We start from the raw sequence: 12,234 nt of genomic DNA, 5'->3' as shown, positions 1-12,234 counted from the left end.
CGGCGCTAAACTCGGGACCATGCCTTTGCCTTCCTCTGCCGCAGACCACATCCAGGACCTTGGCGCCTATGTCAGCGCATCGCCGTCGAGCTTCCATGCTGCGCACGAGGGCGGCCGGCGGCTGGAGGAGGCCGGGTTCACCCGCCTGGATGAACTGCAGCCCTGGGAGGGCGGGCCGGGTCGGTTCTTCATCATCAGGGACGGCGCACTGATCGCGTGGGTGGTCCCCGAAGGTGCGGGGCCAACCACGGGGTTCAACATCCTCGGGGCGCACACCGATTCGCCGTCGTTCAAGCTCAAGCCCAAGCCCACCACCGGTGCCCACGGCTGGCTCCAGGCCGGAGTGGAAATCTACGGCGGACCGCTGCTGAATTCCTGGCTGGACCGCGAGCTCCGGCTCGCGGGCCGGCTGGTGATGCTCGACGGCGCAGAGCACCTCACGGCCACCGGCCCGCTGCTCCGCTTCCCGCAGCTGGCCATCCACCTTGACCGGGCCGTGAACGAGGGGCTCACCCTGGACAAGCAGCGGCATATGAACCCGGTGTGGGGGCTGGGGAATCCTACGGATTCGGACCTGCTGGGCGTGCTGGCAGGTTCGGTTGCCGGCTCCCCCGTCGATCCGGGACAGATCGGCGGGTACGACGTCGTCATCGCGGACACGCAGGAGCCTGCGGTTTTCGGCGGCAAGGGGGAGTTCTTCGCATCAGGGCGGCTGGACAACCTTTCAGCCACGCACGCCGGGCTTGCGGCGCTGGTTGCGCACGCGGGCTCCGGGGATGCCGGCGGCCCCATTGCCGTCCTGGCCGCGTTCGACCACGAGGAAATCGGCTCCAACTCCCGATCCGGTGCGTGCGGACCCATCCTTGAAGACGTGCTGGTGCGCATCTCTGACGGCCTCGGCGCGACGGTGGGCCAGCGGCGGCAGGCCCTGGCGGCGTCGTTCTGCCTCTCAGCCGACGCCGGGCACGCGGTGCACCCGAACTATCCGGAGCGGCACGATCCCGCCAACCATCCCGTGCTGAACGGCGGTCCGCTCCTGAAGATCAACGCCAACCAGCGCTACGCCACGGACGCGTACGGCGCCGCTTTCTGGGCACGGCTGTGCCGCGAAGCCGGCGTGCCCTACCAGGAGTTCGTGTCCAACAACGTGGTGCCCTGCGGCTCCACCATCGGCCCGCTCACCGCCACCCGGCTGGGCATCCGGACTGTGGACGTGGGCGTGCCGCTGCTGTCCATGCACTCAGCACGGGAGCTGTGCGGGGTTGAGGACCCCCTGCGCCTGGCCACGGTGGCGGAGCTGTTCTTCGGGACGGCTGCGTAGTTTCCTAACGGATGAATCCCCGGTGATCAATCTCGTGGGCGGGTACCCCCACCCACGTTTCCCCGTCAGGGACGTTGCTGAGGACTGCGGCGCCCATTCCGATCGTCGCGTAGTCTCCCACTGAGGTCCTGTCCCGAACGCTGGAATTCAACCCCAGGTAGGCGCCCCTGCCAACCCTGACTCCGCCGCCCAGCGAAACGCCGGCGGCGAACGTGGCAAAGTCGGACACGTCGTCGTCGTACGAAAACGTCACCGCTGGCATGGCCACCACGTGCGACCCCAAGGTAACAGCGGCAGTGAGGGTGACATTCCGCAGCAAGATGCTGCCCCGCCCCACCCGGCACCCCTCGGGAAACTGGACGGTGGGATCCACCGCCGTGGCGTACCTGGAGTCGTTGATTCCCAGCGATGCAAGCCGCGCCACCACGGCCTCACGTTCCTTGCTGGCCATCACGCACACGAGCAAGAAGGCGTGTGTGTAGTTCGGAGCTTCACCAATGCTGCCCAGGACGGGGGCGCCGTCTACTGTCACACCCGCCATTTCCTTGTCATCGTCGAGCAGGCCGACGACGTCGTACTGCCCGCTGCTGCGAACCATCGCAAGGACTTCGCGGGCGAGGCCAGTTGCGGCAACCAGTATCAGTTCGCTCACGTGCCCACCGGGGATGCTGTTTTCCGGATGGCGTTGATGACGCGGTTGATGCTGGTGGCATCCAGTTCATGGAATACCGGCAGGACCAAAGTCCGCTCACTGAGCCGTTCAGTGTTGTGAAGTCGCGTGTTGCCGGTATCCCGCCATCTGTAGGCGGGCTGCCGATGGGCAGCGTAGGCTCCCCGCCGCGCAGTCACCCCGGCCTCTGCCAGCCGTTCCAGCAATAATTCGCGCGTCGCCGGGAACGCCGGAAGGACTTCCATCCAGAGGGACTGGAAATTCGTCGTGCCATAGGGAGGATCAGTTACAAACCGCAGGCCATCCAGGCCTGACAAAGCGCCTGCATAAATGCCCGCAATCCACCGCCGGCGTTCCACCATGGCCGGAAGCCGCCGTAGCTGGCAGATCCCGATCGCTGCCTGCAGGTCGGTCATCTGGTAATCGAAGCCCACTTCCAGGCACACCTCCCGGGGAGGGACGAACTGCTCCGTGTTCGGCCGCGTCAGGTTGCTTGCATGCCCGCGCAGGGCCCGGGCGCGGGCGGCCCAGTCCGCCCGGCGGGTGGTGAGCATGCCGCCCTCACCAGTAGTGAGAATGTGATCGGGATGAAATGACCACACGGCAATGTCTGATCCAGTCCCAACGGGCTTTCCTCTATAAAGTGACCCCACCGCGCAGGCGGCATCCTCGATCAGTGTGATCTCGTGGCGGTTGCAAAGGTCCCGAATAGGGTCGAGATCCACAGGCACACCGGCTTGGTCCACTACGATCACCGCGCGCGTGTCCAGGGTCAGGGCGGCATGGATCGTTTCTGCAGTCACGTTCCCGGTGGCAGGGTCGACGTCACAGAACACAGGCCTTGCACCCACGTAGGTGACGGCGTTCACTGTGGCTACGACGGAAAGGGACGGAACCACCACATCGTCGCCCGGGCCGATACCGGCCACCACCAAGGCGAGGTGCAGGGCTGCGGTGCAACTCGACGTTGCGACGGCAAAGCGGGCGCCCTGGGCGGCTGCGAAAGCAGCCTCAAATTCCCTGACTTTCCTGCCTTGGGTAAGGCAACCGGAATGAACCACGTCGGCCAAGGCATCGGCTTCCTCTTGCCCGAGCCACGGCTTCACGACTTCTATCCTGGCAACTACTGACTCAGTAGCCACGGGACACCAACTTTCCTTGGAGGAGCAGGAGGAAGACAATGGCTGCCTCTACGTGGTCCACAAGATGCTCTGCGACCAGTCCCCGGAGAGATCGCCCGGGCCTTCCTGAAGCGGCGCAAGAACTCCGGACACTTGGCCATCAAGGCTCCTGCTCCGGGCGACGGCTTCCAGCACTGCCAGGACCCTCAGCCCGGGCAGGTGCGGTGCGTACCCGTCCCTTTGGCGTCGGATCCGGTTTGAAAACTCAGCCGCCAGCCGATCCATTGTTTGCTGCTCAATGGTCAACAGGGTGCCGTCTTCGCCCAGCAATTGGAGAAGGTCGGGTTCCGGGCAATATGGGGCCGTCAGTTTCTGCTGGGCGGACAGGCAGGGGTCAAAGACCCGCAGACGCTCCTTGTGCAGTTTGGCATCCCAAACCAGCGTGAGCCGGGTACCCGCTATCACCAGTTGGTGGCTTCTGGCCCGGCTGAGCCTGTTGACGTGGAGGTGGACAGGGGCATCATTGGGAAGCCTGAAATAGATGTGGCCCACACAGTCACGTCCGGTGCCCAGAGGGTCACCGCCGAAGGCTGAGACGTCCAGGGGAGCCAGGCCGTCCGGGAGTACCTGGTCCAGGATGGCAAAGTCGCCCGGCGCCAGATCCCAAAACACGTCCCGCTCTGTCTTCAGGAGGTTGGTTTCGGACAGGAGGGCTTCGACAAAAAGGATCTCGCCCAATGAACCGGTTTCCATCAGCTTTTGAATTTTCTGGATGGCCGGCTCAAAGGAATGGGGATGGTCGGCCATCAGGACAAGACCACCCGTTTTCGCTTGCGACACCATCTCCTGTCCGTGTGCCAAGCTGTCTGCGAGGGGCTCTTCCACCAGGACATGCTTGCCGGCCCGCAAGGCCGTCATGGCCGTTCCATGGAGGGCACCCAGCGGGGTGGCAATTGCGGCAGTATCTACGTCGACGCTGTCCAGCAGTTCATCTATCGTTTCGAAACAGGGGACAGCTCCGAGTTTCGCGGCGAGCCTGCGTGCCCGGTCAATGTCTACGTCGCATATTGCCGCCAATTCCCAGCCGGGGGAGGCCTGGAAGGTCCTGGCCAGAGCAGCGCCCCTGGATCCGGCGCCCACGACGGCCATTCCCAACTTGGCAGCCGACTGGTTGTCCAAGCCGAAATTGTGTGCCACGGCATTCATCTCGTCCTCTTCCTGCTTGAGCTGTCAGTAGGCGCCGGAAGGCTGAACAACGGCACGGAAAGTGCGCCACAGAATCAGCAGGTCCCCGGCGATCGACCAGTTTTCGACGTAGTACAGGTCCAGGCGCACGGCTTCATCCCATGAAAGGTCCGAGCGCCCGTTGATTTGCCAGAGCCCCGTAAGGCCGGGCTTGATCAGGAGGCGTCGGTGGGTATGCCGCTCGTACGCGCTGACCTCGCTGGCGAGGGGAGGGCGGGGCCCCACCAGGCTCATATCGCCCACCAGGACGTTCCACAGCTGCGGCAACTCATCCAGCGAATACTTGCGCATCCAACGGCCGCATTTGGTGACCCGTGGATCGTTGTGCATTTTGAAAAGTACGCCTGAGCCCTCGTTGTTCTTGGTCAAAGTTGCCAGGCGTTCCTCGGCATCCACCACCATCGACCGGAACTTGTACATTCCGAACGTCTTTCCATCCTTTCCGATGCGCTCTTGGCGGAACAGGACCGGGCCGGGGCTGTCTTTCCTGACGATGACGGCAAGGAGGAGCAGAATCGGTGCCAAGACCAGGAGTGCGGTGCCGGCCAGTGCCACATCCACCACCCGCTTAAGGATGTGCCTTCCGCCCGAGTACTGGGGGATGTCAACGTGCATGAGCGGCAGTCCCTCCACGGGGCGCCAATGGATACGGGGCCCTGCCACGTTGGTCAGGGTTGCTGCCAGCACCATCTCGGCCGAACACTCCTCCAGCTTCCACCCCAGCTCCCGGATGAACCTGTTCCCTCCTGGGAGAGGTCCGGCGATGATCACAGCATCCGCCGTGGCGAGCCTTGCCGTTCGCGGAATGTCATCCGTGGACGAAAGGACCGGGACCAGTCGGTCGTCTACCCGCAGCCGTGCCCCCCGCCGGGAACCCGGGAGGCAGACACCCAGGATTTCGTAGACGGGACCCGATTTCTTCTCGATCTGGTGGACCACATAGCGGACGTCCTCAGGTTCGCCGACAACGATGGCCCGCGACAGGTGCCGCCCCTTTGCCTTTTCCGTTGCAAGCCGGCGCCGGAACGCCCAGCGGTTGGCGGTGAGCGCAACGATTCCCACGGGGAGGGAAACGGTGGCCAGGGCGTCACCGCCTTGGATCGAAAAAATCACGGCGGCCAAAGCAAGGAAACCAAAGACGCGGAAGGTAGCCCCAGCTACACGCTTATACTCGTCAGCGCCGACCCCCAAGACCTTGGGATCGCGTGTCCGGTGAATCTCCAACGCGGCGATCCAAATCAAGGCCACTGCTGCCGTGGCTACGGCTCCAGCCTTGGACCCGTCACGGAACAATCCGCGGTTGGCCAGCTCGGAACCCAGCATGACGGAGCCTGCCACCAGGAGGCTGTCCGTAATCCTCAAAAGATTGATATGGGTTGCGATCCAGTCGGCAGACGATTCCCGTCCCTTGGCTGGTACGTCCACGAGGGCAACAGGCTCTGCCGATCCTGCGTAGATGCCACGGGGAGGATAGTCGCTTCCAAGGTTGCCGGCGTAGATAGGGCGGCCAGTCCTCTTGTAGGGGATTGTGTTCCGTTCCCGGGTAATAGGTACTTCTGCCATCGTGGCCCCTAACGGTTTGTTCACCTGTAATGTGACTCTGACGCAAAGCTAGCTGGGGAGAGCAGCATGCGCCGGGTTTCGGCAGGTTCCCTGTGGATCCTGCGACGGTGTGTTGTGGGAAATGCGGAGACTGCGGAGCCCTCGGACTTAAAGGACAGGCAGGACGTAGGGCTCCGGCTGGGACTTCGCTTTCCCCGCAGCAAGGGCAGTCAGCTGGGCCCGTGATTCGACGCCGAGTTTGCGGTAGATGGCGGTAAGACGCACTTCCACCGTCCGCACGGAAACGAACAGCGTGGCCGCTATTTCCTTATTGCGCATGCCCCTTGCGACCATATTTGCCAGGACCCGCTCATGGTCGGCGAGCAGGAGCAGGGCCGGGTTACCTTGCGGACCTGGTGCTTCCACCCTTTCATTGAGCAGGAGGGCATCCACCTGCTGAAGCCAGGCGTTGGCCCCGATTTCGTCGAATATGACCTTGGCCCGCATCATCTCGTCCCGCGCGTCCCGCAACCTTCCCAGCGCCTTTAGCCGTTCGGCGTAGGACAACATTGTCCTGGCACGCTCAAGCAGAGACTCATGCCGGTTCCGGTTCTCGAGCGCCTGGGCAAACAGCTGGAGGGACTGTTCGCCGTCTGCCAAAATGGCCCGGCTCCGTGCAACCGCTGCCATCAACCAGGGGGACCGAAGCCCTACGGAGCGGCTTTCCAGGCTTGCTAGGGCTTGGGTAGCCTCGCGGTGGCGTCCCAGTCGAACCAGGACCTCCACAAGATCCGCATCGCAGCGGAGCAAGGTGGGATTGTTGAACCGCACGCCGATCTCCGCAGCGCGCGAAAGCTGGGCAAGCGATTCGGCGAGGTCGCCTCGGAGCAACGCGAAGTGCCCCTGCCAGGAGGCAAGCTGGGCGGTGATGGCGGCATGGCTCTCAACGCCGGCGTGGCGCTGTGCTTCCTTCGCATGGGTCTGGGCCATTGGCTCATCACCCAGAGCGTGGGCCCGCCATGCCCGGAGGACATGGCGCATCCCGCGGTGGTAGTTGGAGTCGGGCTCGCGCAGTTCGAGCTCGTCAACCAGCTTCACGGCAGTCCGGACATTGCCCGCCCTGATTTCGTTGTCTGCCGCGGCGAAAAGGGCCGTTTCGCGCCAATTACAGTTGGCGTCTGCTGCGGAAGAACGCACCCGCGCGAAGATTTCCTGCGCCTCACTGTGCCTTTCCGCATAGCTGAGGGCGCGGCCATGGATCAGCAGGCCTGCAATGGTGTTGTCACCGTCCGGGGCATACTTGGGCTTTGCAGGCTCCGGCTCGCCGCCAATAATCTCGGTCAGCATCCTTGCGCGCTGCGTGATCTCAAGGCATTCTTCGGAAGCGGAATCCGCGAACTCCCGTGCCTGGCACAGGATGTCCCTCGCGTCTGCGAGTTCCCACCATTCCGCATAATAGACGGCAGCCACAGCAAGCAAGTTGGCAGCAAAGGATGGATCGAACTGGCCGAATTCCTTCACGAGGCGCAGGACCATGGCAGAACGGATTGCTGCACCCTGGATGAAACCTATTTCGAATGAAAGCCCCGTCAGACGCAGGATGAGGGCCGGATTCCGGGTTATCCGCTGAGCCCACTCCAGATAGCGCTTGGAGTAAACAAACTCCCCGCGGTTGAACAAAAGCTCAGCCACAGTGGAAAGGCGGGCAGCGGTTTCAGCCTCCCAGGGGTTGATGCTCAGTGCCCGCTCGATGTATTCGACGGCGAAGGGGACTTCCCCGGCCCTTATCAGGTCGACCGCGTGGCGCAGCAAGCCAAAGGGTGTCTGCCGTTCCAGGGCGGTGAAGCTGAGGTGCCACCTTCGTGCGTAGGGATCTGTAGCTTCCGAAGCTTCCGCCAGTGCCGAGTGGCTGGCAGTGCGGACGGCAGGCGTCATCGATCCGAAGATGTACCCGCGAAGCAGTTGGTCGCGGATACCTACATAGGACCCCGTCCGTTGCACGAGTCCGCGGCCCAGCAGCTCCTCCACCGCGGCCCAGACATTGGGGTTGACTTTCTCTATTGCGGAGATGTCGCTTCGGAACGATAGTGATAGGAGGTCCAGGACGCTGCGGGCCGCTGCCGTCAGTCCTCCTACGGCCAAGGCGAATTCGGCTTCGAAACTGCCCTTGCAGGGCAGGGGAACAGGGAGGGCAAACTTGCCCTCGGCCTGGCGCTCCAGCAACTGGTTGTAAAGTTCGACGGCGGCGAGCGGGTTCCCGCGGCTGGCTCCGGCGACTGCGTGGGCAGCGGCGTTGGTACCCTGACTGACCGGAAGGGCCTCGAGCATCTTGACTGTGTCGCTGTAGCTCAAGGGATGAAGGGTGAGGACGGGCAGGCCCGAAAATGGGCTGTCAGGAATCTCTTCCCGCAGGCAGACAATCAGTGCGATATCCGTCCCTGCAAGGCGGCGGGCGAGAAAACCGATCACTGCCTGGCTGCTTGGGTCCAGTTGGTCTGCGTCGTCGATAACAATGACGGTCCTGGACGAAGAGCGCTGGTGCAGGCCCCTGAGCAGCAGGGCGGATATTGCCGGCGCGTCGAGGGTTCCAGGCGTATCGCGGAGGATTTGGTCTGCAATTCCGTTGAGAACGGGATCGTCCATCGCATTCAGGAGGGCGGTAAGCCCGGACATAGGCCAGGCGGACTCGAATGCGCTCGCGCCGAGAAAGACGGTCCGGTAGTCGGAAAGATGCGGAGTTTCGGAAACCAGTGCCGACTTCCCGACCCCATGGACACCGATCACGGCAAGGGCGGCATCCTTCGGCCCTCTAATCACGGAGAGGAGCCTGTCCAACTCCCTCTTTCGTCCTGCCAATGACATGGGGTCCCCAATTCTCGAAGAAGGAGACCTGCATTCTTTCGATTTTTAGTAGTAATAAATCCCTAAGCGTCGCCTCGTGGTTATGCTAATAACCACGGGAGCGGCAGGCCGTCGGCTTATCGCCTTCGGCGCGGTACCCAGCCGTAAATGAGAATATAGCCGTAAATCCGGAGCCAGCGCCATACAAATTTCTTCTGGATTTCATCAAGATCGCCCCTTCTTTTCATCAAGACGGGCGCCATGCTCCCTAGCTACCTAATGGACTGCGGCGCTACCCTCCCCTACCTAACGGCCACCGCCGCGCAGCTACCCCCATACTTACGTACTCCAATGGGCTTCCGTCCATAAAAGCGAGTACTCACTACTCGTGATGCCTGCTCAGGGGCGGCGTATGCTCACCAGACGGCCACAAGCCATGGCTGCGTTGCCGGCAGCAGTGACCAAACTGGGAGCACGCACTCCCTTGCCGGCCGACACGGCCCGGTCCGGAAACGACGTGTCTTAAGGGGTAAGTGAATTGTCGATATTTCCCGGGCTTCCGGATTCGGTTGCACACCCTAATCGGTTCGCCAAGTTTATACCCGATTCCGGTGCCCAGTTCGAACTAAATATCAATCCTGTTTTGATGTCCGTTTTTCGGACCTTGGAAGATACCGGACAGTCCTGGACTCTATTGCGGGGTGAGGACGATCTTATGCACCCCGCCGGTGATGTTGACTTGCTGGTTTCCCGAAAGTTACTGCCCCGTTTGGACCGCGTCCTTGAGGCTGCAGGATTCCGCCGGGTAATGGCACAAGGACACGGAAGCCACCGTTTCTATTTTTGCTATCTTCCAAATGAGGATTCCTGGATAAAACTGGACATTGTTTCGGACATTGCTTTCGGAAAGTTCCAGGAGCTGCGGACGGGCCTTGCCGCCGACTGTCTGCGGCGCCGGGTCGCCCATGGACCACTCTGGCTTCCGGAACTCCGGGACAAGGCATGGCTTCAGATCCTGCACTTGGTGCTGGACAAGGGACACATTGCACCCGAGAGAGTACCGGTTGCCCTTGGGGCCACTGCCGTAGCTTCGGCTTCTGACCCAGTGGCTGATTTCCTTGACCGCAAATTCGGAAAGGGGAAAGCGCAAGACCTCCTGGATTTACTGGGTTCCGGCAATTTTCAGGATGTCCCCGCCGCCGCGGCGTCTCTGTCAGGAAACTGGACGCGAAACACATCCGCGCCCAAGATGATTTCGGTAACCCACAGAGTGCTTCGACGGGTGGGACCGTACCTCAAGGGCAGGGGACCTGTGATCGGAGTGCTCGCGCCGGATGGAGCGGGCAAAACCACTCTGCTCGTCGAATTGCAGTCGCACTCTCCACTGCCCTCGACTTATGTCTACATGGGCCTTTGGTCGGGCAGCCGGCACGATCCCTGGGTCCGTCGGGTTCCAGGCGCTGTGGTTGCCAGGAAGGTATTCCGCATACTTCGCGGTAGCCTCACCGCAAGGTACGTCTCGTTCCGCGGCCGGCTGGTGCTCATGGACAGGCTCGCTGAAGACACCTTATTGGCCAGTCCCGAAACTAAAAGCCGCCTTGGTGCGCTGACCGATGCACTTGCCCTGCGCCTTCAACCGACACCCGACCTTGTGCTGGTCCTCGACGCGCCCGGTGAGCTGATGTTCAAACGAAAGGGAGAACACAGTCCCCAGATATTGGAGGAGTGGAGGGCGGCCTACCTGGAGCTGGCTGGGAACCTTCCAACGGCCCGCATTGTTGATGCCAGCCGATCAGCCTCCGAGGTGAGGAAAGAGGCATCAAGCCTTATGTGGCGCACGTTGGTGGGGGAGGAGGCCGCGGACCCTGTTGAGCCGGCGCGGCTGCCACTGCACTTGTGGACCTTGCTCGATTGGCGGTTCCTGCTTCCGGTCGCACAGTGCGGAAGGGTGGGCTACGGGGGCCAAATTGGACCGGACACCGCCGCATCCCTGACCCTGTTGGATCCGGGTGCCACCCGGATTGCCATGGATGGAAGTACTGGAGCAGTTGAATTCGACCTTGTTTTGCTCTCGCAGCCAGACCTCCTGCTGGTTGAAAAGGGTATCCGGTCCCTTAGCGCCGACGGCTGGATCTGTCTGCAGGTAAAACGGAAATTCACCCTGGGTCGAGGCCCGCATACCCTCGGCGGCTGGAAACGTGCCCTGGAACGGGCAGGCTTCGACGAGGTGGAAATCCATTGGCTCGTCCCGACGCTCGAACATCCGGAGCGTCTTGTACCCACTGCCTCTGAAACCGCCGTCAGGAATACCATCGCCCACTACTCAAGTGCACGCTTTGGGAAGGCCAAGGCACCTGTCGCGAGGCTGGCCCTAAGGCTGGGCCTGTTCAACATTGCCGCGCCCGCAGGCATAGTGATCGGCCGACGGGTGGAAGAAGCGGGCCACCAGGAGTCAGCGTGAAATACATTGATCAGATCCTCCGCGACCACTACCGCGAACTCTCACTTGGATCCTTTGGTCTTCGTGGCGGGTGGACCTCCCTGCTGCTTACACCGCAGTTCGTCACGTCCCGCCACGTAGTGGCACTGATCTTCGCCAAGGGCGCGCGGGACCCCAGCCTGGTGGTGAAGATTCCCCGCCAGCCGGGGGACAACGCCAGCGTGTGCAAGGAAGCAGACGTTTTGCTCGAACTCAGGGCGCTGGGGGTGGGGTCCGGACAGGGGGCACCGGAGGTCGTTGGCGTCCTTGATGTCGACGGACAAACAGTGCTTATCGAGACGGCTGTGACGGGCGCCTTGTTGGAGCCCCACATCGTCGCGGAAGACTTTGGCCGTGCGCTTCAAGCGGGCGAGGACTTCGTGGCTGCCCTGCCCTGCACCAAACAGGTCGCGGAAAATCCGGACTGGTACGAAAGGACGGTCCGCTCTCCTTTGGACGATCTCGCTTCGCTGGTTCCTGGCGATAATGAAGTCCTCGAGCTCATAGACCGCACCCATGAAGTGCTCGTGCCACTGCGGGAGGAAAAGCTTCCGGCCGTTGTTGAACACGGTGACCTTAGCTACCAGAACCTTTTCCTGCAGCAGGATGGACGGTTGCAGGTGGTCGACTGGGAGCGTTCGCGGCTTGACGGACTGCCCGCGCACGACTTGGTTTTCTACCTTCAATACCTTGGTCAATCCCAGGAAAATGCGCTGTCATCCCGCCAGCTTCAGCTCCGTGCCTTCGACAACGCCTTCAGTGCGGGCGGCTGGGCAGGCGCTTCGGTGACGCAGCACCTCAGGCGGCGGGGCGTTAACCCGGACCTGCTCCCATATGTGGTCATCGCAACCTGGGCGAGGTCCACCGCAACCATGGCCTACCGGCTGGCGGACCAGGGAGCCGGTTCCGGGGAGGCAGGGCGTCTTCGGTCGGCTGTCACCTATGACCGAGATTTTTGGCTATGGCGCCACTCGGTCACCGACTGGGCCGACCAGGCTCTGTAGGCAGTCACGGG

Annotated in this window: 8 protein-coding genes; 3 read left to right on the top strand and 5 right to left on the bottom strand. The window is 62.4% G+C overall.

The features are described 5' to 3' along the window. The first annotated feature begins 19 nt into the window (after nt 1–19). Nucleotides 20–1,321, top strand: a complete 1,302-nt coding sequence (locus LFT44_RS20605; protein ID WP_236800363.1) for a M18 family aminopeptidase — start codon at nt 20–22, stop codon at nt 1,319–1,321. Between the two features lie 4 nt (nt 1,322–1,325). Here LFT44_RS20605 and LFT44_RS20600 read toward each other — a convergent pair whose 3' ends face one another. From LFT44_RS20600 to LFT44_RS20580, 5 genes are all read right to left on the bottom strand, one after another. Next, nucleotides 1,326–1,973: a PglD-related sugar-binding protein gene (locus LFT44_RS20600; RefSeq protein ID WP_236800362.1), complete on the bottom strand. Its 648-nt coding sequence runs from the start codon at nt 1,971–1,973 to the stop codon at nt 1,326–1,328. Beyond that, the gene (locus tag LFT44_RS20595; protein ID WP_236800361.1) at nt 1,970–3,133 is read right to left on the bottom strand and encodes a DegT/DnrJ/EryC1/StrS family aminotransferase; all 1,164 of its coding nucleotides are present in this window, start codon (nt 3,131–3,133) and stop codon (nt 1,970–1,972) included. The genes LFT44_RS20600 and LFT44_RS20595 overlap by 4 nt, the downstream gene beginning before the upstream one ends. Nucleotides 3,134–3,181: 48 nt before the next feature. Next, nucleotides 3,182–4,291: a Gfo/Idh/MocA family protein gene (locus tag LFT44_RS20590; RefSeq protein WP_236800360.1), complete on the bottom strand. Its 1,110-nt coding sequence runs from the start codon at nt 4,289–4,291 to the stop codon at nt 3,182–3,184. Nucleotides 4,292–4,342: 51 nt separating this feature from the next. Further along, nucleotides 4,343–5,920, bottom strand: a complete 1,578-nt coding sequence (locus LFT44_RS20585) for a sugar transferase (protein ID WP_236800359.1) — start codon at nt 5,918–5,920, stop codon at nt 4,343–4,345. Between the two features lie 147 nt (nt 5,921–6,067). Continuing rightward, complete coding sequence (locus LFT44_RS20580) at nt 6,068–8,716, bottom strand: helix-turn-helix transcriptional regulator (protein ID WP_236800358.1); 2,649 nt, start codon at nt 8,714–8,716, stop codon at nt 6,068–6,070. A 670-nt stretch (nt 8,717–9,386) separates the two neighbouring features. Between LFT44_RS20580 and LFT44_RS20575 the strand changes: the two genes are divergently transcribed. Then, nucleotides 9,387–11,201, top strand: coding sequence for a hypothetical protein (locus LFT44_RS20575; protein ID WP_236800357.1), 1,815 nt, complete (start codon nt 9,387–9,389; stop codon nt 11,199–11,201). After that, on the top strand, nt 11,198–12,223 hold the full coding sequence (locus tag LFT44_RS20570; RefSeq protein WP_236800356.1) for an aminoglycoside phosphotransferase family protein: 1,026 nt from the start codon (nt 11,198–11,200) through the stop codon (nt 12,221–12,223). The genes LFT44_RS20575 and LFT44_RS20570 overlap by 4 nt, the downstream gene beginning before the upstream one ends. Nucleotides 12,224–12,234 lie beyond the last annotated feature (11 nt).

This window comes from Arthrobacter sp. FW306-05-C (genome assembly GCF_021801725.1).
GTDB lineage: Bacteria > Actinomycetota > Actinomycetes > Actinomycetales > Micrococcaceae > Arthrobacter.
This window is presented reverse-complemented; position numbering and strand designations above follow the sequence as displayed.